Origin of the sequence: Mycobacterium sp. PO1 (genome assembly GCF_017312405.1) — a bacterium.
In the GTDB taxonomy this organism is placed as follows: Bacteria; Actinomycetota; Actinomycetes; order Mycobacteriales; family Mycobacteriaceae; genus Mycobacterium.
Genome location: NZ_BLTG01000007.1, coordinates 56,840 through 82,740, shown reverse-complemented (window position 1 = coordinate 82,740; position 25,901 = coordinate 56,840). Strand labels below are relative to the sequence as shown.

The 25,901-nt window shown below is 65.9% G+C and carries 25 protein-coding genes and 1 pseudogene; 14 read left to right on the top strand and 12 right to left on the bottom strand.

Translation table 11 applies throughout. From position 1 onward, the window contains the following. Positions 1 to 177 precede the first annotated feature (177 nt). The 6 genes from J3476_RS02500 (at position 178) to J3476_RS02475 (ending at position 5,658) form a co-directional block, all read left to right on the top strand. The gene (locus tag J3476_RS02500; protein WP_170311189.1) at positions 178 to 1,953 is read left to right on the top strand and encodes a diguanylate cyclase domain-containing protein; all 1,776 of its coding nucleotides are present in this window, start codon (positions 178 to 180) and stop codon (positions 1,951 to 1,953) included. Then, positions 1,950 to 2,528 (top strand): TetR family transcriptional regulator, encoded by a 579-nt coding sequence (locus tag J3476_RS02495; RefSeq protein ID WP_163672716.1) that lies wholly within the window; start codon positions 1,950 to 1,952, stop codon positions 2,526 to 2,528. Before J3476_RS02500 ends, J3476_RS02495 begins: the two co-directional genes overlap by 4 nt. Positions 2,529 to 2,576: 48 nt before the next feature. Beyond that, positions 2,577 to 3,818 (top strand): amidohydrolase family protein, encoded by a 1,242-nt coding sequence (locus J3476_RS02490; protein ID WP_207064978.1) that lies wholly within the window; start codon positions 2,577 to 2,579, stop codon positions 3,816 to 3,818. A 43-nt stretch (positions 3,819 to 3,861) separates the two neighbouring features. After that, positions 3,862 to 4,653: a precorrin-4 C(11)-methyltransferase gene (gene cobM, locus J3476_RS02485; RefSeq protein ID WP_207064977.1), complete on the top strand. Its 792-nt coding sequence runs from the start codon at positions 3,862 to 3,864 to the stop codon at positions 4,651 to 4,653. Positions 4,654 to 4,714: 61 nt separating this feature from the next. After that, complete coding sequence (gene bluB / locus J3476_RS02480; protein WP_207064976.1) at positions 4,715 to 5,347, top strand: 5,6-dimethylbenzimidazole synthase; 633 nt, start codon at positions 4,715 to 4,717, stop codon at positions 5,345 to 5,347. Next, positions 5,344 to 5,658: a hypothetical protein gene (locus J3476_RS02475; protein ID WP_207064975.1), complete on the top strand. Its 315-nt coding sequence runs from the start codon at positions 5,344 to 5,346 to the stop codon at positions 5,656 to 5,658. Before bluB ends, J3476_RS02475 begins: the two co-directional genes overlap by 4 nt. Here the strand turns inward: J3476_RS02475 and J3476_RS02470 are convergent. From J3476_RS02470 to J3476_RS02450, 5 genes are read right to left on the bottom strand one after another with little or no spacing between them, the layout of a single operon-like run. Further along, positions 5,630 to 6,154 carry a bifunctional adenosylcobinamide kinase/adenosylcobinamide-phosphate guanylyltransferase gene (locus J3476_RS02470; RefSeq protein WP_207064974.1) on the bottom strand — a complete coding sequence of 175 codons (525 nt, stop codon included), beginning with the start codon at positions 6,152 to 6,154 and terminating at the stop codon, positions 5,630 to 5,632. The genes J3476_RS02475 and J3476_RS02470 overlap by 29 nt on opposite strands. Next, a complete protein-coding gene (locus J3476_RS02465; RefSeq protein WP_207064973.1) occupies positions 6,151 to 6,900 on the bottom strand; it encodes a cobalt-precorrin-6A reductase in 750 nt (249 codons plus the stop codon). Before J3476_RS02465 ends, J3476_RS02470 begins: the two co-directional genes overlap by 4 nt. Beyond that, complete coding sequence (locus J3476_RS02460; protein ID WP_207064972.1) at positions 6,897 to 8,372, bottom strand: cobyric acid synthase; 1,476 nt, start codon at positions 8,370 to 8,372, stop codon at positions 6,897 to 6,899. The genes J3476_RS02465 and J3476_RS02460 overlap by 4 nt, the downstream gene beginning before the upstream one ends. Next, positions 8,372 to 9,136 (bottom strand): precorrin-6A synthase (deacetylating), encoded by a 765-nt coding sequence (cobF, locus tag J3476_RS02455; protein ID WP_207064971.1) that lies wholly within the window; start codon positions 9,134 to 9,136, stop codon positions 8,372 to 8,374. The genes J3476_RS02460 and cobF overlap by 1 nt, the downstream gene beginning before the upstream one ends. Positions 9,137 to 9,159: 23 nt before the next feature. Further along, a complete protein-coding gene (locus tag J3476_RS02450) occupies positions 9,160 to 10,029 on the bottom strand; it encodes a LysR family transcriptional regulator ArgP (protein ID WP_207064970.1) in 870 nt (289 codons plus the stop codon). Between the two features lie 67 nt (positions 10,030 to 10,096). Here J3476_RS02450 and J3476_RS02445 point away from each other — a divergent pair, with 67 nt between their 5' ends. After that, a complete protein-coding gene (locus J3476_RS02445) occupies positions 10,097 to 10,669 on the top strand; it encodes a TetR/AcrR family transcriptional regulator (RefSeq protein WP_207064969.1) in 573 nt (190 codons plus the stop codon). A gap of 118 nt (positions 10,670 to 10,787) precedes the next feature. Here the strand turns inward: J3476_RS02445 and J3476_RS02440 are convergent, their stop codons facing one another. Further along, positions 10,788 to 11,999, bottom strand: coding sequence for a site-specific integrase (locus J3476_RS02440; RefSeq protein ID WP_064280677.1), 1,212 nt, complete (start codon positions 11,997 to 11,999; stop codon positions 10,788 to 10,790). Between the two features lie 202 nt (positions 12,000 to 12,201). On the opposite strand from J3476_RS02440, the gene J3476_RS02435 reads away from it, so the two are divergent. Then, on the top strand, positions 12,202 to 12,399 hold the full coding sequence (locus tag J3476_RS02435) for an AlpA family transcriptional regulator (RefSeq protein WP_011856752.1): 198 nt from the start codon (positions 12,202 to 12,204) through the stop codon (positions 12,397 to 12,399). A gap of 187 nt (positions 12,400 to 12,586) precedes the next feature. Next, positions 12,587 to 14,110 (top strand): ATP-binding protein, encoded by a 1,524-nt coding sequence (locus J3476_RS02430; protein ID WP_234788705.1) that lies wholly within the window; start codon positions 12,587 to 12,589, stop codon positions 14,108 to 14,110. Positions 14,111 to 14,240: 130 nt separating this feature from the next. Here the strand turns inward: J3476_RS02430 and J3476_RS02425 are convergent, their stop codons facing one another. Together J3476_RS02425 and J3476_RS27800 are read right to left on the bottom strand one after the other, a co-directional pair. Next, positions 14,241 to 14,381 carry a hypothetical protein gene (locus J3476_RS02425; RefSeq protein WP_156448508.1) on the bottom strand — a complete coding sequence of 47 codons (141 nt, stop codon included), beginning with the start codon at positions 14,379 to 14,381 and terminating at the stop codon, positions 14,241 to 14,243. A gap of 898 nt (positions 14,382 to 15,279) precedes the next feature. Continuing rightward, complete coding sequence (locus J3476_RS27800; protein ID WP_234788706.1) at positions 15,280 to 16,212, bottom strand: hypothetical protein; 933 nt, start codon at positions 16,210 to 16,212, stop codon at positions 15,280 to 15,282. A gap of 1,053 nt (positions 16,213 to 17,265) precedes the next feature. Here J3476_RS27800 and J3476_RS27795 point away from each other — a divergent pair. Continuing rightward, complete coding sequence (locus J3476_RS27795) at positions 17,266 to 17,442, top strand: hypothetical protein (RefSeq protein ID WP_185292653.1); 177 nt, start codon at positions 17,266 to 17,268, stop codon at positions 17,440 to 17,442. Positions 17,443 to 17,627: 185 nt separating this feature from the next. Here J3476_RS27795 and J3476_RS02415 read toward each other — a convergent pair whose 3' ends face one another. The 3 genes from J3476_RS02415 to J3476_RS02405 all read right to left on the bottom strand — a co-directional run bounded on the left by J3476_RS02415 (position 17,628) and on the right by J3476_RS02405 (position 20,921). Further along, on the bottom strand, positions 17,628 to 18,146 hold the full coding sequence (locus tag J3476_RS02415) for a hypothetical protein (RefSeq protein WP_234788707.1): 519 nt from the start codon (positions 18,144 to 18,146) through the stop codon (positions 17,628 to 17,630). 2 nt (positions 18,147 to 18,148) lie between these two features. After that, a complete protein-coding gene (locus tag J3476_RS02410) occupies positions 18,149 to 18,544 on the bottom strand; it encodes a hypothetical protein (protein ID WP_234788708.1) in 396 nt (131 codons plus the stop codon). A gap of 1,222 nt (positions 18,545 to 19,766) precedes the next feature. After that, positions 19,767 to 20,921 carry a methyltransferase domain-containing protein gene (locus J3476_RS02405; RefSeq protein WP_235716664.1) on the bottom strand — a complete coding sequence of 385 codons (1,155 nt, stop codon included), beginning with the start codon at positions 20,919 to 20,921 and terminating at the stop codon, positions 19,767 to 19,769. 197 nt (positions 20,922 to 21,118) lie between these two features. On the opposite strand from J3476_RS02405, the gene J3476_RS02400 reads away from it, so the two are divergent. Then, positions 21,119 to 21,649 carry a DUF1942 domain-containing protein gene (locus J3476_RS02400; protein WP_064280705.1) on the top strand — a complete coding sequence of 177 codons (531 nt, stop codon included), beginning with the start codon at positions 21,119 to 21,121 and terminating at the stop codon, positions 21,647 to 21,649. A 206-nt stretch (positions 21,650 to 21,855) separates the two neighbouring features. On the opposite strand, the gene J3476_RS02395 is transcribed toward J3476_RS02400, so the two are convergent. Further along, complete coding sequence (locus J3476_RS02395; protein WP_064280682.1) at positions 21,856 to 22,539, bottom strand: thioredoxin domain-containing protein; 684 nt, start codon at positions 22,537 to 22,539, stop codon at positions 21,856 to 21,858. A gap of 24 nt (positions 22,540 to 22,563) precedes the next feature. On the opposite strand from J3476_RS02395, the gene J3476_RS02390 reads away from it, so the two are divergent. The 3 genes and pseudogenes from J3476_RS02390 to J3476_RS02380 form a co-directional block, all read left to right on the top strand. Next, on the top strand, positions 22,564 to 22,947 hold the full coding sequence (locus J3476_RS02390; protein ID WP_064280706.1) for a metalloregulator ArsR/SmtB family transcription factor: 384 nt from the start codon (positions 22,564 to 22,566) through the stop codon (positions 22,945 to 22,947). Next, the gene (locus tag J3476_RS02385; RefSeq protein WP_064280683.1) at positions 22,940 to 25,075 is read left to right on the top strand and encodes a cation-translocating P-type ATPase; all 2,136 of its coding nucleotides are present in this window, start codon (positions 22,940 to 22,942) and stop codon (positions 25,073 to 25,075) included. The genes J3476_RS02390 and J3476_RS02385 overlap by 8 nt, the downstream gene beginning before the upstream one ends. 37 nt (positions 25,076 to 25,112) lie before the next feature. Beyond that, positions 25,113 to 25,445: pseudogene (locus J3476_RS02380) on the top strand (DUF3703 domain-containing protein); the annotation flags it as partial. Positions 25,446 to 25,901: the final 456 nt, after the last annotated feature.

Sequence of the window (25,901 nt, the reverse complement as noted above, 5' to 3'; positions counted from 1 at the left end):
GCGAGACGTCACGGGGTCGGTTGCGGCGAAGAACACGCTCGGATCCGCGGTACCACTCCACTGCTGCGCGCCGGGGTCATGGAGGACCCGGTCTGTGTAGCATTGACCAGCGCGTAAGTCTATTTTCTGCCGGGGGTTGTCGGAATTCAACGTTGCTCGCCCGAAGAGGCACTCGGCTTGAGCACCCAGGCCGCTGATGACCGCTCCGTCGCCGACGAGACGGAGCGCTTGCTGACGCTCGAGTCCTTCACGATCCTCGACACGCCGCCGGAACCGGCATTCGACGATCTGACGGCGCTGGCCGCGGATCTGTGCGGAGCGCCCGCGTCGGCGGTGAGCCTCGTCGACACCGACCGGCAATGGTTCAAGTCGCGCCACGGCTTCGACCTGACCGAGACGTCTCGCGAGCTGTCGTTCTGCGAACGCATCAAGCCCAGCGACGCCTCGGTGGTCGAGGTGTACGACGCGCGCGTCGATCCCCGGTTCGCCGATCACCCGATGGTCGTGGGCGCGCCCCATGTCCGGTTCTACGCCGGGGCTCCCCTCGTGCTCGCCGACGGCACCGTGCTGGGCACGCTGTGCGTATTCGGACCCGAGCCGCTGTCGCTGACCGAGCGGCAGCGCCGTCATCTGGCGGCGCTGGCGCGTCAGGTCGTCAGCCAGCTCGAGCTGCGGCGGCAGGCCCGCCGGTTCGCCGCCGAGGCCCGCGCCCGACTGGTGGCCGACGCCGCGCTGCGGGAGCAACAGCGGATGCTCAACGGGGTCCTCGAGCACACCGACGTACTGATCTACGCCAAAGACATCGAGGGGCGCTTCGTGATGAGCAACCGGGCGCTGGAGCAGATCGCACCCGCGCATTCGTCGTTGCTGGGCCTGACCGACCACGACCTTTTCGACCAGCAGACCGCTGATGACTATCGCCGCAACGACGCCCGCATCATGGGCGCCCGGGAATCGCAGGTCTTCAGCGAAGAGGTCGTCCATCCAGATGGGACGGTGCACACCTATCGATCGACGAAGTTCCCGTTGATCGATGAAGCCGGTGAGGTCCTCGGGGTGGGCGGGGTGTCCACCGACGTCACGGAGTTGACCGCCGCCAGGGCCGCGCACGCCGAGGCTGAGCACCACTGGCGGGCCTTGATCGAGCAATCACCGATCGCCGTCACCATGGTCGACGCCGACGGCGTCATCGTGTTCGCCAACACCGAGGCCGCGCTGCTGTTCGGGTCCCCGAACGTGAGCGAGGTCCTGTCCCGACCCATGGATCAATTCATCCCCTCCGGGGATCGCGGCGCGGCGCAGATCATGGTCACCGACATCTTGGCCGGCAAGCTCGAGCTCCGAGCGCATCGGGGGACGCTGCGGCGGCTGGACGGCGAGATCATCACGATCGAGCTCAACGCCCGTGCTGTCGACCAGGGCGGTCTGCGCATCGTGCAGTTCGAGTTCCGCGACATGACGGCGTTGGCCAAGACTTATGACGAGCTGAGGCATTCGGCCTACACCGACCCACTCACGGGCGTGCTGAACAGGCGCGCGTGGGACGACCGGATGCGCGCCATCCTCGACGACGCTCAGCACGCCGGTGCGCTGTTGATCATCGCCGTCGTCGACCTCGACAACTTCAAGCTCTACAACGACAGTCACGGGCACGAGGCCGGTGATGCTCTGCTGCAGGCGTTCACCACGGTGGCCGTGTCGTCGCTGCGTCACACCGACGTCTTCGCCCGATGGGGCGGAGAGGAATTTCTCATCGCCCTCCCGCAGACCACCGTCGACCAGTCCCGCGAGATCCTCGACCGGATCCGCGGTTGTGTGCCCGCGGGCCAGACCTGTTCCATCGGCTACACCGACTACCGCGGTCCGGAGCCGCTGGCCGACACCCTGGCTCGTGCCGACAAAGCCCTGTACCTGGCGAAGAGCCTCGGCCGCAACCAGGTCGCCGGCACGTGAACACCGGCGACGAGCCTGGGCTGCGCGAACGCAAGAAGCTCCGCACCCGGGAGACGGTCCGGCGCGAAGCTTTCCGGCTCTTCGAGTCGAACGGTTACGCGCAGACCACCGTCGACCAGATCGCGGAGGCTGCGGATGTCTCGCCACGGACGTTCTTCCGCTACTTCCCCACCAAGGAGTCCGTGCTGTTCTCCGACGACCTGCTGGCGCCGATCATCGAGGCGTTCCTGGCCGCGCCGGCGGAGCTGTCGACCGTCGCCGCCTACCGGCATGCGGCCGCCGAGGTGTTCACCTCGATGGCCGGGCCCGAGTTCGATTACGTGATCGCACGCCAGCGACTTCTGTACTCGCTGCCCGAGGCCAAGGGCGCATTGTGGGTCGAGCATGTCAAAGCCATCCGGCTGCTCACTCAGGCGATCGCCCAGCGGCTGAACCGCCCTGAACCCGACGAACAGTTGCAGGTGACCGCCGGCGCGATCATCGGGGTGTACATGGCCGTGTCCGATGACGCACCGACGCCCGGCGCGGCATTCCTGCAGGCGCTCGACACACTCGACAAGAGCCTGAGCGGCTGAGCCGAGCCGCTCTGGCGCAATCCTTACTGTTGGCATTACAGTAGTCGCATGTCCTCCACGCCGGCACAGTTTCGCGACGCGCCGATCTTCGACGCCGACCAGCACATGTATGAAACCCCGGAGGCGTTGACCAAGTTTCTGCCACAACGGTATTCACGGGCGGTGCAGTTCGCGCAGTTCGGCAAGCACACGCGCATCGTCATCAACAACCGGGTGTCGGACTTCATCCCCAACCCGACGTTCGAACGGGTGGCTGCACCCGGCGCACACGAGAAGTTCTTCGCCGGGGAGAACTCCGACGGCCTGACCCTGCGGGAGATGCAGGGTCAGGCGATCGAGGCGCCCCCGGCAACGCGCGGCCCGGCCGACCGCATCGCCGAGCTCGACCGCCAAGGCGTGCGCGAGGCCATCAGCTACCCCACGCTGGCCAGCCTCGTCGAGCATTCGTCGGCGGACGACCCGGAGTTGACGCTGGCGATCATCCATGCGCTCAACCAGTGGATGGCCGAACACTGGACCTACAACTACCGGGGCCGGCTGTTCTCCACCCCGATCCTGAACCTGTCCGAGGTCGACGCCGCGCAGCGTGAGCTGGAGTTCATCCTGGCTCACGGCGCCAAGGTGGCGCTGGTCAAGCCCGGTCCGGTCAACGGGTTGCACGGCTGGCGGTCGCCAGCGCTGCCCGAATTCGACCCGTTCTGGCGTGATGTCGAGGCAGCCGGGCTGCCGATCGTGCTGCACGCCAGCTACCCTCCGCTCGACGAGTACGTCGGCCGGTGGGAACCGCCGCACACCCAGAACTTCATGGCGATGAGTGCGTTCCGCTGGATGGTCCTGGGTCACCGTGAAATCGCCGACATGATCACCAGCCTGATCTGTCACGGCACGTTGACGCGGTTCCCGAAGCTGCGCATCGCCAGCGTCGAGAACGGCAGCAGCTGGATCTTCCCGCTGTTCAACGACTTCGATGAACTGGTCAAGAAGATGCCGCAGAATTTCCCCGAGCACCCCCTCGACGTGTTCCGCCGCAACATCTGGGTCAGCCCGTTCTGGGAGGGCTGCGTCTCCGACGTCGTCAACACCGTCGGCTGGGACAAGGTGATGTTCGGTTCGGACTACCCTCACCCCGAGGGGCTGGCCGAGCCGCGCGGCTTCTGGAAGTACGCCGAGGGCATGGACGTCCGCCGCACCTACGACTTCATGGGCGACAATGCCCGACGATTCATGGGATTGCCTCTGGCCAACCCCGATTCGAGCGCGGCCAGTCCGCCGGCGCTGAGCACCGCCTGAGCGCTACGCGCGTGCAACCTGCGCACCCCTAGACTCTCGGTCGATGAACGACGATCCCCGGGCGGTGCAGTTCGTCGGCGCCGGACCCGGCGCGGCCGACCTGCTCACCGTGCGCGCAGCCCGCATGCTCGCCGACGCCGAGGTGGTGCTGTACCCGGGGAGCTATCTCGACGCCGAGGTGCTGGCGCACTGCTCACCGGACGCGGAGCTGGTCGACACCGGGGACATGGACCTCGACGCCATCGTCGCTCGCCTGGTCGAGGCGCACCGGGCCGGCCACCGCGTCGTGCGCCTGGTGTCCGGTGATCCGTCGGTGTACTCGGCGGTCTCCGAGCAGACCCGCCGCTTGGACGGCGCCGGCGTGCCGTGGGCGATCACCCCCGGGGTGCCGGCCTATGCGGCGGCCGCAGCCCGCGTCGGACGCGAGCTCACGGTGCCGCTGGTCGCACAGTCGGTGGTGCTGACCCGCACACAGCAGAGGTCCACGGCGATGCCGGAGACCGAGCAGCTGTCGGCGTTCGCCGCGACCCGGGCCACGCTGGTGCTACACCTGGCGATCACCCGTGTTCGCGAGTTGATGACCGAACTGGCACCGCATTACGGGGCGGACTGTCCGGTCGTCGTGGTGTACCGGGCCTCGCAGCCGGCCGAGCGGGTGCTGCGCGGCACCGTCGCCGACATCGCCGACGCGGTGGAGGCCGCTGATCTGCGCCAGGCAGCGGTCGTGCTGGTCGGCCGCGCATTGGCGGACCGTCCCGACCCGCAGGCCGGCGAGAGCCACCTCTACGACCCGGCCCGGGACCGCGCGGCCAAGCGAATGGGTGGGCGACGATGAGCGCTTGCGCGAAGAGCAGACAGACGATGAGCGCGACGTGCCGCGTGAGGGGCCGAAGCTCATGACCGCCTTGGATTCGCTCTACGACGTCATCCACCGCCGCCGCGACACCCGGCGGGAGTTCACCGGGGAGCCGGTGCGCCCCGAGGTGCTGGAGCGGGTGCTGCTGGCCGCCCACGCCGCACCGTCGGTCGGGATGTCGCAACCGTGGGATTTCGTGCTCGTCCGCTCACCTCAGACTCTCGACGCTTTCCGGGACCATGTGGCCGACGAGCGGGAGGTGTTCGCGGCCGGGCTGACCGGTGAACGCGCCGACGTGTTCGCCCGGATCAAGATCGAGGGCATCTGTGAGTCGGGCCTCGGCGTCGTCGTCGGCTATGACCCGACCCGCGGCGGCCGGCAGGTCCTGGGCCGGCACGCCATTGCCGACGCCGGGCTGTACTCGGTGGTCTGTGCGATCCAGAACCTGTGGCTGGCGGCCACCGCCGAGGGGCTGGGAGTGGGGTGGGTGTCGTTCTACCGGGAGGACTTCCTGCGCGAGCTGGTCGGCATGCCCGACCACGTGCGGCCGGTGGCGTGGCTGTGCCTCGGCACGGTCGCCGAGCTGCCCGACACCCCGGACCTGGAGCGCTATGGCTGGCGGTCCCGGTCGTCGCTGGCGGCGGTGCTGCACGAGGAGCGCTACCGGTCGTGACCGAGCACAGCGCCGACGGGCACTACGTCGTGATCGACGGGCGCCGCTGGCGCGCGACCGATCCGGCCATCCCGGAGCCGCGCCGTGCCGAGCTCACCCGGATCCTGATGGCATGGCGCCGGGAAGTCCGCCGCACCCGCGGCACCGACGCCGAGCCGGTGGCACGCGCGGGTGTGCAGGCGGCCAAAGTCGCCCTCGGCGAACGGGGCTCGCCGCCGTGGTGGGAGCAGAGCGACGCGGAGCGGCGCGCCCGCTGGCAGGCCGACGTCGCCGTCCCGCCGGTCACAACGTCAGAACCCGACCGGCGATGACGAGATGCACCTCGTCGCACCGCGCCGCCACCCGCTGATTGACGGTGCCGAGCAGGTCGCGGAACAGCACACCGGAGCGGTGCGCCGGGACGACGCCGAGGCCGACCTCGTTGGTCACCAGCACCACGTCGGCGACGTTGTCGAGGGTGCTGCACAGCACGTCCAGACGGGCGTCGACCTCGGCCTGCACCGACGCCGCGGCGGCGTCCCAGAGCCCGGCCTCGTCCAGGACCGCCACCAGCCACGTGCTCAGGCAATCCACCAGCACGGGTGCGGTCGACCCCGCCACCGCAGCGCTGATGTCGCTGGTCTCCACAGTGCGCCAGTGCGACGGCCGCCGGGCCCGGTGCTCGGCCACCCGGGCGTCCCAGTCGGGGTCGGTGCCGTCGGCCCGACGGCCCGGGGCGACGTAGGTGACGGCATCGGCGCCGCTCAGCAGCCCTTCGGCGTGGCGCGACTTGCCCGACCGGGCACCGCCGGTGACCAGGATCTTCACCCGGACATCGTAGAGATCGTGTGTACCCAGGCCAGCGCGGCGGCGACGTCCTGCACGGTGGGGACGTCGGGCGAGCGGGCGGGGCGCCGGACCAGGACGACCGGCACGCCGAGTTGTTCGGCGGCGGCCATCTTCGGCCAGGTGTATTCACCGCCGGAGTCTTTGGTGATCAGCACGTCGGCGCGATGCCCGGCCATCAGCGCGAGTTCGCCGGGCAGCGCGTAGGGACCCCGGCTGGTGATCAGGTTCCAGCGCTCGGGCAACGGCTGGTCGGGAGCCTGAACGACGCGCGCGAGCACGGCGTGCCCGCCGAGGTCGGCGAAGAAGCGGAACATCTCCTGACGTCCGACGGTCAGGAACGGGCGGCGACCGAGTGTCGCGGCGACCGCGGCGGCGTCCTCGTGGGTGTCCACCCAGTGCCAGCTGTCGCGGGACCGGTCGGCCCAGCCGGGGCGTTCCAGGCGCAGCAGGGGCCGACGGGTCGCACCGCCGGTGCAGGCGGCCGCGGCATTCGCCGAGATGTTCTTGGCGAACGGATGGGTGGCGTCGATGACGGCATCGAATTCGGCTGCCGCAGTGCGTAATCCCTCGATCCCGCCGAAGCCTCCGATCCGCACCTCCCCCACCGGAAGCCGCGGATCGGCGACCCGGCCGGCCAGCGACGTCGTGACCTCGATCCCGGCGCCGCACAGCTGCGCCGCCAGCGCCCGGGCCTCGGCGGTGCCGCCGAGCAGCAGAACTCTCACGGCGCCCCCGGCGGCAGGAACGGCATCCCCGCGGGGGCGCCCCGCTCCATGACGCCGAGCAGGGCTTCGACGTCGACGTGTGTTTCGACGAGATCGCCGAGCAGCTCGAGGCGGTGTTCGCGGGCCCGCGGGAACGATGCCCCGGAGACCTGGACGCCGAGCGTCTCGCGCAGGAACGCCCCGCGCAGCGCGTCACCTTCGAACGCGCCGTGCCACATCGTGCCGAACACCCGGCCCGTGCGCGCCCCACCCAGGAACTCGTCGGCGTCGGGGCCGCGGGTGATACGGCCGTGGTGGATCTCGTATCCGGCGGCCGGGACGCCCGACCACTGCCCGGTGGGCAGCCGAAGAGCTTTCTCGGCGACGAAGTTCGTCTCGACATCGAGCAGACCGAGTCCGTCGACCTCGGCGGGCGCGCCTTCGACGCCTTCGGGGTCACGGATGACCCGACCCAGCATCTGGAACCCGCCGCAGATGCCCAGCAGCGGTTTGCCTGCGGCCGCATGTTCGGTCACCGCCCGGTCCAGACCACGCGAACGCAGCCAGGCGAGGTCGGCGATCGTGGATCGGGTGCCGGGCAGGACGACGAGATCGGCGTCGGCCACCGCCGCGGGATGCGAGGCGAACACGACGTCGAGGTCGGGCTCGAGCCCGAGTGCGTCGACGTCGGTGAAATTGCTGATCCGCGGCAGCCGCACGACCGCCACGCGGCGGGCCGCCGACTGCGCCGCACGCCGGCCCTGCAGGTCGAGCGCATCCTCGGAGTCCAACCAGACGTCGGGGTGCCAGGGCAGCGTGCCGTACACGCGCCGTCCGGTCACCCGCTCGAGGTCACGCAGGCCGGGCGCCAGCAGCGCGACGTCACCGCGGAACTTGTTCACCACGAACCCGGCGATCAGCTCCTGATCCTGCGGCGAGAGAAGCGCCACGGTCCCCAGGAATGCGGCGAACACACCGCCGCGATCGATGTCGCCCACCACGACGGTGGGCAGCGCGGCGTGGCGGGCCAGCCCCATGTTGACGTAATCACCTGCCCGCAGGTTGATTTCGGTCGGGCTGCCGGCACCCTCGGCGATGACGACGTCGTAGCGGGCGGCCAGGTCGTCGAACGCGGCGTGCGCGGCCGCCGCCAGAGCCCGCCGTCCCTCGAGCCAGTCCGACGACGCCACCTCACCCCATGGCCGGCCCATCAGCACCACGTGGCTGCGCTGGTCGCTGCCGGGTTTGAGCAGCACGGGGTTCATCGCGGCTTCGGGTGTGGCCTGCGCGGCCAGCGCCTGCACCCACTGGGCGCGGCCGATCTCCACGCCGGCTCCGTCGGGACCCGTGCACACCATGGAGTTGTTCGACATGTTCTGCGCCTTGTAGGGCGCCACGCTGACGCCGCGACGGGCCAGGGCGCGGCACAACCCGGTGGTGACCGCGGTCTTGCCCGCGTCACTGGTGGTGCCGGCGACCAGCAGGCCCGCCATCAGGTGCGCCGCACGAGAAACACGTCCATCACCCAGCCGTCGACCCGGCGGGCCGCGTCCCGCGCCGGTGCGAGCGCCGGAAGCACGTCGGCGAGCCGACCGGTCAGCAGCTGCTCACCGGGGGCCCCGAGGTTGGCGCCCCACCACATCGTCCAGTCCTCGAGACCGGTGAAGTCGAGCCGATCGGGCGGCGGGTTGAGCATGGCCAGGATGTTGTCCTGGCCTTCGGTCACGGCGTCCTGCAGCCGCCGGCCGGTGGTGATGTGCACCGGCCGTCCCACGTCGTGCAACACCATGCGGTGCCGCGCGGCGAGCAGCTGGGGGGCGCTGATGCCTGGCAGGACGTCGTAGTCGGCGTCGACCCCCAGGGCGCGGATCTTGTCCAGGATCCGGATCGTCGAGTCGTACAGCGACGGGTCGCCCCACACCAGGAACGCCGCCGTCCCGCCGCGCTCGGTGAGCACCGCGGCGTACTGGGCGGCGCGCGCGTCGTGCCAGTCCGCCACGGCGGCGTCGTAGCCGCCGGCGGACAACCCGGCGGAGCGGTCGCGCTCGGGGTCGGGCACTGCGATCACCTCCGCCGGACCGGTGGGACCGGGGTGCGCGGCAACGATCGCGCGGCGCAGGGCGAGCAGTTGGTCGTCGGCGGTTTTCTCCGCGGCCAGCACGTAGTCGACGGTGCCGAGCGCCTCGGCGACTTCGCCGGTGACGTGCTGCGGTCCCATGCCCACACCGAGCACCCGAACCCTGACCTTGGCGTGCACCCGCACAATTCTGCCTGGCGTGCTCACCGGCGCCGACGCAGCCCCGCCGCGGCGGCGGTGACGGCATCGGTGACCTGCGCGACCGTGTCGCTGTCGAGCTTCCAGGACTGCCAGTACAGCGGTACGTCGAGGTGGGCATCGGTGATCGGCACGAACGACGCGTCGACGAGCTGTTCGGGATACATGCCCCAACCCAACCCGGCCCGCACCGCGGCGCCGAACCCCTCGGCAGTGGGAATGTAATGGATCGGCCGCCGAATGGAGCGGCGAAAGACGCTGCGCAGCAGCTGATCTTGCAGAGCGTCGGCGCGATTCCAGGACAGTGACGGCGCCGCGGTGGCCGCGTCTGCGGTCAGGCCGTCGGGCAGGTGGCGCTGCAGGTAGTGCGGTGCCGCGACCGGCAGGTAGCGCATCACCCCGAGCGGTCGCACCCGGCACCCGCTGACCGGGATCCGCTCGGTGGTCACCGCACCCATCACCACACCTTCACGCAGCAGCCGCGCGGAATGGTCCTGATCTTCGATGCGCACGTCGAACAGCACGTCGGGCAGGCGGGCGAACACTTCGGTGAACCAGGTGGCCATCGAGTCGGCGTTGACAGCCACCGCGACGCGGGGCCGCTCGGGCGATCCGCCTCGCATCTCGGCGAGGGTTTCCGCTTCCAGCAATGCGGTCTGGGCCGCCAGCCTGATCAAGGGAACGCCGGCTGTCGTTGCCACACAGGGCTTTTCCCGCAGCACCAGCACCTGGCCGACGCGTTGTTCGAGGGCTTTGATGCGCTGGCTGATCGCCGACGGGGTGACGTGCAGGTACTCGGCCGCGGCGTCGAAGCTGCCGAACTCGACCACCGCTGCCAGAGCGCGCAACTGCCCGGCGTCGAGTTGCTCGGCCACATCAGCGATACTAATCGCCGGCCGATCGCCTCAACACATCTAACGGCGCGCGGGTTACCGTAGTCGGGTGGCTACGAAGTCGACGGGGCAGCGCACCTCAACTCCGTTCGGGCGCGACGAGGTCGCCGCGGCGGTCCTGGAGGCCGCCTCCGACCTGTTCGCCGAGAAGGGTCCGGCCGCGACGTCGATCCGCGAGGTCGCGGCCCGCTCGAAGGTCAACCACGGTCTGGTGTTCCGCCACTTCGGCGCCAAGGACAACCTTGTCGGTGCCGTGCTGGACCATCTCGCCGGGCGGATCACCGCTCAGATCGAATCGCAGGCGTCGGGCGCCGAGGTCGAGGAGGCGTTGATCCGCCACGCGAAAGTGGTGGCACGCGCGATCCTGGACGGCTATCCGGTGGGCGAGTTGCAGTCCAGCTTTCCCACCCTGGCCCGACTGCTCGACGAGATCCGACCCAACTTCGACACCGACGCCGAGGCGCGGCTGGCGGCCGCCAACATCAGCGCACTGCAGCTGGGCTGGTACCTGTTCCGGCCGTTCCTGCAGGGGGCCATGGCGTTGGATCCGGTGGGTGAGGACGCCGTCCGCGCGTCGATCGCCGATGTCGTCGCCGGCATCGCCCGCCCCGAAACCCGTTGAGACTGCGTCCACTGCGGACAATGTCGAGTGACGGCCGCGGTGGACGCAGTCTCAACGGATTTTAAGTCCGCTGCCTCTGCCAATTGGGCTATGGGGGCTTTGCAGCTCAGAGCGTACTTTAGGCCGTATCAGCCTTCCTCTGACGTCCTGAATACCGCAGTGATACCGCAGTGCTGTCTATAGCCTTACCCAGCGCGTCTGCCACACCGCTCAAATCGTCGTTGAGTAGGTGCCCATAACGGTCGAGCGTCATGGCCGCCGTTGCATGCCCCAGGAGTCTCTGCACGACCTTGACGTTAGCGCCTGCACTGATCGCCAGTGACGCCGTGGTGTGCCTGAGGCCGTGAGGTACCAGCCCTTCGATGCCGACGTCTTCACACGCGTTGTCGAATGCCCAGCGGTACTCACCGAGTGGCAGGAACCCGCCCTTCCGACTAGGAAACACCAGCGCGTTCGGATCGGCAGGCAACTCAGCCTTGAGTTTCTTCCAGACAGGTTCGGGCACGGGCACGTGGCGATCCCGCTTCGTCTTGGTCGTCGACTCCACGATGCCCTTACCAGTGACCGCGGTTGCCGACGAGCGCACCGTCAGCACCCGATCCCCCACATGCCTGCGTCTCAACGCAACGGCTTCGCCGAACCGCAGCCCGCAGTACCCCAGGACCAGCGTCAGCGTCTCGAACCGATCCGCAGCCTTGGCCAGCACCAACAACTCGGCATGGCTCAGGTAGCGCCGCTCACGCTCGGCTTGCTCGGGAAGATCCTCGTCCCGCTTGATCTCCAACGCGACGTTCTTCGCCACCTTGCCAGTCCGTTGGGCGTATTTCAGGACAGCACCTACCAGCTGATGCGCTTGGGTGATCCGACTTGCCGACAAACCGGCTCCACGTTGCCCACCATCGACCGACAGCGACCCCAGCCACGTCGAATAGGACTCGTAGTCAAGCCTTTTCAGCGGAACACCATCCCACTTCGGCAAGACTACGGTGTCGAGCAACGAGCGATATCCTGCAACGGTTTTCGGCTTTCGGTGCTGTTTGGTGGCGAACCATTGCTCCGCCACCGACCCGAACGTCTCCGCACTCTTCCTCGGATCGACATACTCACCGCGCTGAAGGTCGGCGGTCAGGCCGTTGAGGTATGCCTGCGCATCCGGCTTGCGTTGGAAACTCTTGGTCCGTTCAGCGCCTGTGCTGTCGACCCATCTGACACGCCAGCGCGAGACCTTGCCGTATACCGCAGACCGCTCCGTACGCATCGCGCCGTCCGGCGCCTTGACTCGTTTGTGCCAGCGGTCGTCAATTCCCGCTCGCTCGTTCCGAGTCGTCATACGCTGAAAGTACCGCAGTATTCCGCTCCCCTCATCCGCTTCGTTGTCCGGAGGCCGGACTATGAGCCCGCCGAAGACGTCACGACCCCCGAGTCATTGAAAGGCTTTTCTTCAAGTGAATGTGGCTGTGGTCGTGGACAGACCGTCAAGTCACCAGTCACTGTTGGCTCAGGCGAACCGACCATAGCTGAGGAGTAATTTGATGGATTTGCTAGGAGCGAAGGAAGTTTCGGACATCACTGGAGTTCCGATGGGGACGCTGAGGTACTGGCGGCATTCGAATATTGGGCCGGCGAGTTTCACCTTGGGACGCCGAGTCGTTTATCGGAGGGCCGAGGTATTGCGCTGGATATCGGAGCGAGAGAGCGCAACCCGCCGCGGAGGCGGCGACGCCGCTTAGTGCCTGCGCACGAAAAAGACCTCGGGGACTAGCCGAGGCCTTCGTTCGAACCACCCGATCACGCCACACGGAAGTTCCTCATGAGAATAGCGCAGCATGCCCATAATCGACAGCACCACGGGCAGGAAATCCCTTGAGCGGCAGGGGGGAGGGGGACAAGAAGTCAGTCGCGGCACGCTTAGTCGATATGGCCCGGGAACGCTATGTTCTCGGAGTCTCCAAGGACGGCGAACCATTTGGCGCCGAACGCAGTCGACCCCACCTCGCGATACTCCTGCGTGGTGGGAGGGCTGGCCTACGGGCAGATCTCGCCGCTCGCTACTTCACCGAGACCGGTGCGGTCGCCGGGGGCCAAGCACTTACCGACGCCACACTGATTTTGGAAGGTCTGGCGGCCACGCAGGCACCCGACAAGTTGAACCTACGCGTTGCCGACCACCACGGGACGATCTACATCGACACTGGAGATCCAAACGGTCAAGTAATCAAAGTCTGCGACGGAAGGTGGTCGATGGCTCCCACTGCGCCGGTGCGGTTCCTCCGAAATACGAAGCTGACGGGGGCGATGCCGGCACCAAGCCCCCGCGGGGATGTGACGAAGCTCTGGGAGTTCGTCAATGTCGCCGTTGAGGACCGCCCAGTTCTTCTCGCGTTCCTAGTAGCTGCTTTGGTTCAGTGCGACGTCCCGCATCCGGTACTAGCCCTGTTTGGCGAGCAAGGTAGCGCTAAAACGACATCGACACGGAGCTTGGTCGAACTCATCGATCCTTCGCCCGCCCCCTTTCGTCAGGCGCCGCGGGACGCGGACTCATGGGCGGTTGCCGCTTCTGGATCGTGGGTCGTTGCTCTGGACAACCTGTCGGCCATCCCGCCGTGGCTGTCGGACTCGTTATGCCGCGCTGCGACAGGCGACGCCATGGTGAAACGGTCTCTATATACCGATGCCGATCTGGCTGTCATCAAGTTTCGTCGATGCGTGATTATCAACGGAATCGACGTCGGCGCCATCCGACCCGATCTGGCAGAGCGGCTAGCGATCGTCGAGCTGCGACGCATCGACCCCAGAATGCGACAGTCAGAGGCCGAGATGCGACAGCGGTGGGAAGCAGCTCTACCAGGTATTTTTGGCGGACTACTTGACTTGGCTGCCTCCGTTCACCATCGGTTGGAGACCATCACAGTTGAGGACTCGCCCAGGATGGCGGACTTCTGTCGCACGCTGGCGGCCGTGGACGAGATCTTGTCGACTAATGGCGTACGCCGGTACATGTCGCGCGCCAATCAGTTGTCTGAGGATAGTTTGTCCGTCGACCCGTTTATCGAACAGCTTCGCTCGCGGACATTAGAACCTGCTGTTGGTCAATCCGGCAGTGATTTGCTGATGCTGCTCACACCGGTCAACGACGACTGGCAACGACCGAGGGACTGGCCGAAGAACGGTCGCGACGTTTCTGGGCTGCTGCGTAGGCACGCACCCGCTCTACGCAACCTCGGATGGGTGATCGAAGATGATGGCGCGCGCAACCGCAGGAACGTACTGCTGTGGACAATCTATCCGCCGTACAAAGATGTTGTGGCTCAGCGAGCCTCGCAACCCTCGCGTCTCTCGCTTACGCAGATCAGCGAGAACGCGAACTTCGACCGGAGTCAGCAGAAAGTTTTGAATGCCGACGCGAAGGCTGGCGAGGGTCGCACGGCGGCAGCGTCTTGACCGTGCGCTGTGGTGCAGGGAAACAGGTGCCCAGATAGTTGATCGCATACCGTTTCATCCGGTCTGATGATGCGTCAACACCGGCGAAGCGTCGACATGTGGCAGCTCGCCTCGGTGGGGTGGCTGGGTCCTAGAGCTCATCCTGAATCGGCAGCAGCAGGGCGATGGCGTGACCATCCTCCGCCCGGATTTCGAATGAATCCCCTCGTTCGACGCTCAAGAGCACTTCGTCGAAGTTCTCTAGGAGGTCCTGCATTGCAATGATCTTCACGATTGGTCCAAGAGTATGAGGTCACCGGTTACATGCCCGAGAGCAGTGAAGCACCGTGAGGCCAAAGACTGCCGCAGGCGCCACTCTGGCATTTGCGTCGGTCTTGTATCAGCCGGCGGAGCAGGTCAGGGCGTGGGAGGGCACCAAACTTCCTGGACTGCTCTGCAATCCGCGACAGCTTGCGGGTCTACGACCTCGATGTCGCGAAGCACGGAATCACAATCACCCAAGGAGCACCCATGGTCGGTCAGTGCCTTCATCCAACTCACCAGCACGGTCATTGAACGAGTTCCATCCTCGGAAGATCCGGTAGCCCACGCACGACCAAACGTGGCGGCCGCACTGTCGAGAAACGCTCTGTGCACCACTCGATATGCTTTGTCGAACTCCGATCGAGCCATCAAACCGTAGGCAACTAGTTGCGGCACACCGATTTCGCGTTCGATGATGCTTGGGCTCGCAAGGCGAAGGGCAGCGCTCCACTGTTCACGAGCGGTAGCCGGGTATCCGGGTGGCGAAGTGGGCTGAAGCATCAGCAGGTACCGACCGCCTTCCGAGTAATCGGCCCGTCGCCAATCTGGGTCTCGCCCGGGCACCGCTATAGCCGGGGGCGCATGCAGGGTCGTGCGGTCCCAGGTCGGCGGCGGAGGCTGTAGCGAAGCAATTGCGCACACTCTTTTTAGTGCTGAGCTGAGCTGTCTCAGCCTGTTCGCGTAGTCCAGCAGGGGATAACTCTTTAGTGAGGTGTAGTTGCCACACAGCTCAACCCCAGTTTGCACGTGGAACTCGCGCGTCCAGGCACATGCTTGATCGACGACGTTCGCCAGATACGTATGCTGCCGCGCGAGCTCGGCGCGCCAAGCTTCACCATCTACCTCCTGAGGGAGCGAATCCATTATCAGGATGAACCGCCTGCAGCGTCGAAAATTGCAGTGATCCAGCCGGTTCCCCGACTGTCGAGGTAGGCATGTGCTGCGGCGTAGATCATGTCTTCCAGCGGCAGGTCCGCCTGCATTGCCCCGCAGTTGTCGTCAGCTATCCACCCCAGGACCACCTCAAGCGCCCGGCAAATAAGCCATTGCCCCCTGTACTCTGCACAGACGGTGTCAGTGCGTTCATCTTCCCAACCCGGCTGCACCATTCCGATGCTGAACCATTGCTGCTGAACCGCTTCGGCGAAACGGGCGCGATCCGAAGCGTCTACTCTGCCGTCAGCTGCAGCCGGCCACACCGAGTCGAAGTTCGGCGGAATTCGGGGGCCACCGTCGGCGACGATCGCAAGGCGCGCGTCGGAAACGATTGCTTCCGTGACCAGTTTGGCGGCTCGCTGGGTAAGCCCTCTGGCACGAAGTTGCGCTACACGCTCGAAAAGGTCGGGGTACTCCCGCTCCAATCGGTGCGGAGTATTCGCGTTGGCGATAGCGTCACGTTTTCCGATTGAGGCGGGCATGGACATACCGGAGCAGGTGGCCCATTCAGTGCCCCAGCGTTGCGCGGCAGTCATGAGCGCTGTTACGTCCGACCAGGTGGTCGCTGCAGCGGCTAAGCGCCAGCCAGCCGGCTCCGCGGCCTTGACTTCTGCGAAGGCGATCAGTGTCGCAGCCGGATCGAGATTTCCGATCCATCGGCTACGAAAGCCCTCTCCAATAGCTTGGTCAGACCAGAGCATCCGCACGCCCTTAGGGACCACAATCCCCGCGGGGACGTAACCCGCACCGTGATGTGTCAGCGCCACAACATGCCGATCGCCAGCCGCTGAATACATCAGGCCGACGGCCCACAGTGCGAAGGTTCGGCAGGATTCGGTGGCGTACAACAGTTCCCACGCCAACCATTTAACCGTCTGTAGATCACTCGACTCGTTGCGCCGCCGTTCCAAGTCCCGGGCCGCCGCGGCCGCTACCCGGGACGGCAGCGTCGCGGCGGGAGTTGTCAACGCTGCCGTCGCGACCGATGCGCCGGCAGGCGCCATTGAGGTGTGAGCGCCGCCAATCAATGGGACAGCACCGGCGGCCGGTGGAATTGCGGCCGGAACTGAAGGCGGCGGACCCAGCGGCCCCGGGGGCAGCAAGGGTGCTGAAACCGCTGGATAGGGATTAGTACTCGACACTACCTGCGGCCCGGCAATAGACGCTGGCACGGCACCCGTGGTCGCTCCTATTAACGGATGCCAGATTCCACTCGGAGATGCCGCCGGCTGCGCCGGCGTCGCAGTGGCTACGACAGCAGGGAAGCTAGTCGTCTGAGCGCCGGTGACCGATGACAGCGGCGCAGGACCACTTGCAGGCATGACCCCTTGCAGCGCGACAGCAGGAGACGGCGATGCAGATACTGCCGGCCGTACCAAACCCGACTGCGACATTCCTCCAGTGCCCGATCCCGATAGCGGAGATGCTGAACTTCCGAACGCGGCCAACGAGCCGATGGATGAGGAACGTCCTGGTCCGGCGAGGCCTACCCCACTGCTTCCGATGTCACCAACCGCGGCTACGGACGCAGGACTGGCGCTCTGCGCCGGGGGGTGCGGTGACAGCGATGAAGGACCAGGGGTAGGCCCGGTGCTGACCCGCGGCGCAGTGTTACCAGACCTGGATTCGGCATCAGACGGGTCTGGCACCGAAAGACGAGGCTGCGTATCACCGGTCTCCACTGCCACCTCGGGTGGACGCTCAGGCGATTCGTCGGATCGCTTATCGGTCGACCGATCGTCATCGCCGGTACTAAACGGATCGCCATTCGGGGGTCCCTCCGGCAGAGGCGTAAATCCCTGGACGAATTGCACAGTTAGAGCGCGGATCTCATCGGCTGCCCCTACTGCGATTCCTCGCGCCCGCGCAGCAGCACTGGTGATGATGTTGATAGCGGTGGGACTTCTGCTCGGCACGTGTACCAGTTGTTGATGTGCCTCAGCATCAATCGTGTCAATCATCAGCTCAGCACTCATCTGGATCGCCGCAACACTCTGCATCAGATCAGCGGCAGCCTTATCCGCGTCGGCCTTATCGTCGGCCCGAACCTGAATACGCCTGTAGGCAGCGTGCATTGCTTCGAAACCATTTGACTGCGCCACACCGACAACCTGCAAGCCGTGCAAGGCGACCCGGTGAGCATCTACTGCAGCCGCAGTCGCCATCGCCAGACGACGTTGAGCAGCAGCCCGTCCTTCAGATTGCTCGCGGGTGACCGGCCATACATCGGGCGCCACGATGAAGCGTGAATAGCTACGAGCGGGTGGTGGAGCGGCCATTAGCCGGCCCCCGTTTCTTCGCAGGCACTTTCAGCGGCCCGCAGGGCACTCGAGTACTGATCAACCATGTCGTTGGAAACGGATGCGGGTTCACGGCGCAAATCTGCGTCGACCACAGCCACGATCGACCGCCGGACATCAGCGAGCGCATCAACAATTTCTCGTGGTACGCCTGGACCTAGCCGGGTGGCCATATAGTTCAACTCCGCACCCACCGCGCTGAAGTAGTAGCCCTGCACCCCCAGGCTTTGTGATGACTCCCAGTCATTGGCCCGGTCGACGCGATCGATGAAGGCGCCACGCGCAATCCCAACACCGCTCTTGAAGTTCCTCAGGCCAACACACGCCTCAATTGCTGCGTCGCGCTTTTCTGAGGGCTCCGCAGCAGACGTGGACGAGGTCGACGGCCTTATCGCGTGTTCAGACTGCCCACTTGGGAAGATCTTGAGACTCACAGCGAGTGACATGATGGCAACGACGGTGCTAACGACCGCGAGGTAGAACGCCAGCTTGCTCACAGTCACTCCACCACGGAACGAAGCTGTGTCGCGTTCAGTTCATCAACGACAACAAGGGAATTCACTGCTGCGGCCGCTGCAGTGCTTAATGCTTCAACCCGCAGAAGGAGCCCCGCCGCGTGACCCTGCTGGGCAGCGACAGAAGTGAAGTCTGCGAGGCCGGCTGCGGCGTCGATGATGGACAGACTGCCGCTAGCGATTGGACCGGCCGGTTCAACAGACGCGGCGTCTGAACCGGCCACGCCAGCTGCCGCAATTCCGCCCCACGCGGTGGCCGGCTGCAGATCTAGACGCTCCATGACCCATAAAGTACCGCTTCGCACAGACACTTCGCCACAGCTGAGCACACATTCGTTTAGCGGATACTCCCAGTTCAGTGGGCTGATCTGCAATTTCAAGCAAACAGGACACTGGCAGCCGCGTCATGTCCAGAACGTTTGATTCCAGCCGAACTCTCATATGTCAGGATCAGTCACGCTGGAATTGATGCCGCCGCCTGTTTGCATGGCCAGCAATGCCCCATCAAGTGAAGGCGGAACACGACATGCGTCGCATCTGACGGGGTAGCGCCGAGCCAGGGTACGCGTTAATTCCTATTTGGATAGACCACTTTGGCGAGTTCTCGGGCGGCCTCAAATGTGCTGCGGTCCAACTCTTTACGCCGTGCCCGCTCAGCCACACTCGACAATAATATCTTCATGGCATCCGCGTTTCGGAGCGCGAATTCTACCGCGTCGCATGCGGAACGAATTACCGGAGCGGTGGCACCGTGTTGCTGTGTACCCGATGCACTTCGGACGGCAGCACGAGGAACCTCGACGATGCGAATCGGTTCTCCGTGCCGCTGTGCTGCTGTACGCGCGGCCGAGGCGTCTCTGCGGCACGTGTCAGAGCAATAGCGACGCGGACGCCCCCGCCGGGAAGTGACTTCGGGATCTAGCATGACCGCGTCGCAACGGACGCACCGGTTCGGATCTGATGTCGGGTAGTTGTCCGCTGCGATCGGTTGATGATGGTCAACGCCAACTGCGCTATGGCTCCCCAGACTTGCGCCGTTTGCGCGGAGGGCCGCGGCGTTTCGAGACTCCGTTGCACGCTGCGCGCCGCCCTCGTCAGCACGCGCTCTGCGAAGGACATTTTGGAGGTCGCGAACCTCGACCTCAGCGAGAGTAGCGATCGACGCGATCGTCTGACCGCGGTCCCTCATCCGCCCAGTAACCGTTTGCAGGTTGACGAAATGACTCACACGCTTGCGGGCTGCGTCCGTGCGCACGTTTTCATTCACTTGATCGAGGCGCGCACTCTCCCAAGCGTCAACGGCGCCCAGCCGCTGGAGCAGCACACGAACCGAGGCGGCATCGTCTACATTGGCACGTTCAAGGCTCGCGCGTTTCTCGTTCGCCCTGCGCTGCGCTTCCACCGCACGCTTGCGCGCCCGTAACTTCTCACTTCCGCTCATAGACGCAAACGTAGGACGAGCCGCGCGCTATCGTCCACCACCACAGCCAAATTCGCGAGCAACTAGGGGCTGGCTGCTCGGAATGATCCGAACTGCCCACGATGCCACCGCGCCGTCCACGCAGGGAGAGTCGGTTACTACACCAATCAGCGGCAAGCCGTTTAACCGTCAGTCGTCGACGGTTGTTCGCCCTCACGGCGGCTTATGTAGTTGCCGCGCGCCGCGCGCCTCTCTGCGTCGGCGACGTCAGCGTTGAATGTGGCGGCGAACTCTGTGTACTTGACGTCGAGCAGGTGCTCGTCAGGCGGCGCGGGTTGCACGGCGGCTGGATTTGTGAGGGCGTAGTAGGCGTAGCGGCTGTCGAGACGGTTTTCCGGCACCAAAGTGATTAGCCTTGGGGTGAGTCCGCACTCTGCCGCCAGGTTCCAAAACTCTTCAATGGTGAAGGTGGTGGTCGATGCGAGGTTTCGGTCGTAGGCCGTCCCGGCGAAGCCGCGGGTCCGACGATCGCTGGTGTGGTACTTGATCTGGACCAACGCCATGCCTTCGGGAGCCAACACGGTGCGGGCGATTTCAAGGATGGCCCGTACCGCGTCGGTGTCGGTCGTTAATTCGATCACGTATAGACACAGGAAGACGTCGCTGCTGCCCGCCAATCCGACGGTGGCTTGTTCGGGGCAGGTGAGGTCGATGCGCCGTGTCTCGACGGGTGTCGTGCAAGTTGCGCGGACTTGTCGGACGCATTCGTCGAGGTTTTCTTCGGAGATGTCGGCGGCGATGAAGCGCTGCGCATGGGGGGCGAAAGCCACGGCGTTGGCCCCGCCGCCGGCGCCCCACTCCATCACCGTGTTCGGGCTGGGCGAATTAAGGGCTCGGGCGAAGGTCTCATAGATCTTCCAATGGTCGTCACCAACCTCCAGCCAGGCTTGATCGCCGATTCCGTTGCGCCAGTGCGAGTTCGCTTCCCAGGCCGATCCTGTGGGCGCCGACCAGTAGCGGGCGGCTTGCCCGGCGATCCGGTTCCGGAATCGCCGACTTCCCGCTGCTGCCAGCGCTGCAGCCAGGATTCGCTCCCCTCGCACTGCCACGTCAATACCTCCGGTCAAAAACTTGTTTCCGGTTGCGCTGACAGTAACCGGCCTTACGTTGAAATGGCCGCCTTCGACGCCGGACCGACCCGGCCCGACGCGACGCCGCCCACTAACGACGCCAGTGATGAGCTGGGTGTCGGCGGCGAAGCATTTGCTGATTACAGATAGCGAAGGTGCTCCTGATTTCGGGCGCGGCGGGAAGAGTTGCAGACGGTTGACCGGCAAGTGGCGATGGTGCTTGACCGCGTGGCGACCTCTTCCGATTCAGCGGCGGGTGTCAACCGTCGTCATAGGAGCCCAGGGCAAGGCCATGTCGATCGGCTTCTGACATCATCTACTATCTCGGTACGTAGGTTGTAGACGCGAGGCGATTACTTTGCCGGGCCCCACGGTAGGGAGTAGATGTGCTCAAGTTCTGTTTGATGGCGGTATTGGCTGTGATGGCGCCGATGGCGGGACTGGGCTCGGCTGGGGCGGCGTCGGCGGCGGAGCACTGTTTGCACCGCTTTGGAGCGCATCAGCAGGTAGCGGACGGTGGTGGCATTCAGAGTTGGTCGGTCGCGGATCTGAAGAAAAGCGGTGATGTGCCTGACTTCCCGGTGGCCGGCCAGCTGTGGGAAGCGACCGCGACGGTGACGGCGATCTTGGGCACTTCGACACCGGTAATCCCCAACTTCGCCGCAACCTCTGTAGGCGCCCGCTACCCAGCGCTGTGGCAGATGGCCAGCCCGCGGGGAATTTCCCCGGCCACCTTGACTCAAGGGCAGACGGCCACCGGCAAGATCTACTTTGACGTCACCAGCGAGTACCCCATGGCGGTCACGTACACCGCCGGTGGCGCCAGGCCACTGATGTGGTGCTGCGGCGAGACGATGATGGCGATGCCGATGGACGCATGCCCTTGCTGCGCCAACATGAAGGAACCGTGCCCCTGCTGTGCGGGAAAGATGTAGGGACGAGCAGCCATTGTCTGGCGGCCGACCCGTGTGGCGGGCGGGCCAGACGGTGAAACCATGGGTCACGCGCTGCAGGTCTGCCAGGTTGCGATGAAAGCGAGCCAGGGATCTGATAAACCAGGCCGAATATTCTTAAGGGTCTTCTTTCCACGCCCTTGCCACGTGAGGCAACCGATGCCGTTCAGTAGATACGAGACAGACGTCTATCCGCGCACCAAAGCCTGGTCAAGCGCTGTGGAGAGGTCTTCATAACTGCGCGGCTGGATGCGTTCGCCGTTGAGGAAGAAGGTCGGGGTTCCTTGCACGCCTAATGCGGTGCCGTCGGCGATGTCGAGCTGGATGCGTTCCAGGGTGGCCGGGTCGTTGTAGGTGTCGTCGAATGCGCTCATGTCCAGGCCGAGTTGCTGGGCGAAGCCGCGGAATACGTCGTCGGCGGGAGTCTGCTGCTCGCCCCATTCTGCTTGTGTCTCATACATTTTCCGGTACATGGGTTCGAGTTGGCCTTGTTGGGCGGCGGCCTCGACCGCGCGTGCGGCGCGCTCGGCGTTGAAGTGCGAGCGCAGCGGGAAGTAGCGCAGCACGAAGTTCACCCGATCGCCGTACTCGGCGCGCAGCTGCTCAATGGCGGGATACACCGCGCGACAGCCCTCGCACTCGAAATCGAGGAATTCCACGAAGTAGGCGTCGCTGTCGGGTACCGAGTTGAGCCGGTGACTGTTGTCTCGGACCGTCTGTCCGGCTGCCCCATCAAGTTGAATCGGAGGCGCCGAGTCGGTTCCTCGGACCGAGAGGAACACCGCGGTCCCGATCGTTGCTAACGCGATAACGAAGACGGTCAGCAGAACGCGGGTGTTGGTCAGGATCGCTCCGAGACCTTTCATGTTCATATCGACGTACTTTAGTATATGGATATGAGTGAACCGGTGGATACCTGCGATCTGCTCTGCCTGAACCTGCCCCACGCGGAGTCCATTCGCGCCACGGTGCCCGACAGCGCCACCGTCCAGGCCGCCGCCGCGGCGGCGCGCGGCCTCAGCGATGCGACCCGGTTGTCCATTGCGGCCGCCCTGGCGGCCGGCGACGAATTGTGCGTGTGCGATATGGCCTGGGTGGTCGGACAGCCGCAAGGCTTGGTGTCCCACCATCTGCGCCAGCTCAAGAACGCGGCGCTGGTGTCGTCGCGCCGTCAGGGCAAGTTGGTCATGTATCAGCTGACCGAGCGCGGACGCGAGTTAACCGCAGCTGTTTTGCCGAGCGTGGCCGCAACTAGCGCTAAGGAAGCCAATCGTGTCTGATGCGTGCTGCGGGCCACGCAACGACGTCGAACCCGACGCGGGTCCCGAAAGGCTTTGGCAAATACGGGAATTGCAGTTCGCGGCGCTGGCCGCGGTGCTGCTCGCTGTGAGCTGGATTGCCGGGCGGGTCGGCTACGAGGGCATCGCACACGCCGTCGAGCTGGCTGCAGTCGCTGCCGGCGCGATCACGTTCGTGCCCGATGCGGTGCGTAATCTGCGGCATGGCCGTATCGGGGTCGGCACGTTGATGACGATCGCCGCGATCGGCGCAGTCGCGTTGGGTCAGTTCGCCGAGGCCGCCTTGCTGGGCATCCTGTTCTCGATCGCCGAGGGCTTGGAGCACTACGCCGTCAGCCGGACCCGTCGCGGGCTGCGCTCCCTGTTGTCGCTGGTGCCGCCGAAGGCCTCGGTGCTGCGGGACGGCATCGAGACGACCGTTGCCCCCCAGGATCTCGTCATCGGTGACGTCATGGTGATCCGTCCCGGTGAACGCGCCGCCACCGATGGCACCATCCGAGCCGGTCAGACGAGCCTGGACCTGTCGGCGATCACCGGCGAATCGGTGCCCGTGGAAGCCGGGCCCGGCAGCGACGTGTTCGCCGGTGCCATCAACGGCGGCGGAGCGATAGAGGTCGAGGTCACCGCCCCGGCCGCCGACAGTTCCCTGGCGCGGATCGTGCACATCGTCGAGCAAGCCCAGGAACGCAAGGGCGCCGGGCAACGAATGGCGGATCGGATCGCCCGTCCGCTGGTGCCGGCGATCATGGCGTTGGCCGCGGTGATCGCCGCGGTGGGCGCGGTGTTGGGTGATCCGATGCTGTGGCTGGAACGGGCACTGGTGGTGCTCGTGGCCGCCTCACCGTGCGCACTGGCGATCGCGGTCCCGTTGACCGTGGTCGCGGCCATCGGGGCCGCCACCCGCCACGGCGCCCTGATCAAGGGTGGCGCGGCGGTGGAAGAACTTGGCCGCATCACCGTCGTCGCCCTCGACAAGACCGGCACGCTCACCCGCAACCAGCCCCGCGTCGTCGAGGTGATCACCACCGACGACCTCAGCGACGCCGACGCCCTGCGGTGGGCAGCGGCCCTGGAGATGCGCAGCGAACACCCACTGGCTCAAGCGATCCTGACCGCCGCCGGCGACTCGCCGGCCGCCAGCGATGTGACCGCACTGGCTGGCCACGGCCTGCACGGTGACCTCGACGGCCACCGGCTGCGCCTGGGGAAACCCTCCTGGGTCGCCCCCGGACCACTCGCCGCTGACGTGGAGCGGTTGCAGGCCGCCGGCGCCACCGTGGTGGTGCTCGCCCGCGACGACCAGCCGGTCGCCGCCATCGCCGTGCGCGATGAACTTCGCCCCGAAGCCGCCGAAGCCGTCCGTCTGTTGAAGCGAATGGGCATCACGGTGGCCATGCTCACCGGCGACAACACCCGCACCGCGGACACGGTGGCCGCCGACGCCGGCATCACCACCGTGCACTCCGAGCTGCTACCCGAAGACAAGGCAGCCCTGCTGCCGACCCTCTCCACGGGCCGACCCATCGCCATGGTCGGCGACGGCATCAACGACGCCCCCGCGCTGGCCACCGCCGACATCGGCATCGCCATGGGCGCCATGGGCACCGACGTCGCCATCGAAACCGCCGACGTCGCCCTGATGGGCGAGGACCTTCGGCACCTACCCCAGGTGCTGGCCCACTCGCGCCACGCCCGCCGGATCATGGTGCAGAACATCGCGTTCTCGCTGGCCATCATCGCCGTCCTGATACCGCTGGCCGCCTTCGGCGTCCTGGGCCTGGCCACCGTGGTCCTGATCCACGAAACCACCGAAATATTCGTCATCCTCAACGCCATCCGCTCCGCCCGCATCACCGCCCTTCCCGGCGTCACAGCGACAACCCCGCGAACCACAACCCACACCCTCGACATCGGCCCAGCACCCGTCCTCGACGACCCCTGCTGCAGCCCTCTACAGTCCGCGCAGACCCCCGCCACCAGCATCAGCCTTTCCCTGATCACCCCAGCCCCGGCACAGGATGAGCACGGGTGCGACTGCTGCGCCCCCACCGCATCTCCACCGGCCGTCAACGGCACGACCGCACCCACCAAGCGGACCAGCCGCCGATAGCCCCACCAAGCTCATCCCCACGACAGGAGCCAACTCAATGCCACGAATCAGTGAGCAGGCCCGCAAGGTCTACCGAGCGGAAATGACCGCCGCGAAACACGCCGCAGACCCCGCGACCCGGTGGCGACACTTGGAGCGGGCACACATCGTCTCCCAACCAAGTCCCTGGTTGCACACCTGCAACCACGCCGCCATGCTGGCGCTCGCACTTCGCCAACACGACCGCCGCGAAGCCATCGGCCAAGTCCTGCGCCTCATCGTCGCCGCCCCCGGCTCGATGACTGGCCGCTACCCGGTCGGCAACACCGGCCGCGTCAACGCGGGCCTCATGACACCCATGCCCATCCCAGACGACCTCGCCGCCGCCATCAAGCAACGGGTGAAGCCGAGACCCGTTCGAGACGACAGGGGTCTAATCTTCGTCTCGATGAATCAAGACAGGAACTGATTGGTCTCAAATTTTCAGAAACGAGACAGTCAACTAGTGACGTTCTTGCTCGGCGTCGTAGTAGTCGCGCGAAGCGGCCTCTCGATCGGAAGTGGCCGCTCTGCGATGACGTTGAGCTTTGGCCTTGTGCGCAGTGACGTCTCCGACGCCTGCTGACGGTGCTTGGTCGTGAACCTCGGCTGCCCGCTGATGTGCGTCGCCGGCCTGTTCGTGGAGATGGGCTGCGGACAGGTGGGCGTTTCGGCGCGCTGTCTCGCTTCCTCGGCGCGCTGTGTCGCGTGGTCGACGTCCTCAGAAGTGACCGAGTGTCCAGCTCCAAGATCGGCTCGCCGGTGGGCACGGCATCAACGCCAAGTGCGGCAGAAGAAACTCCATGCA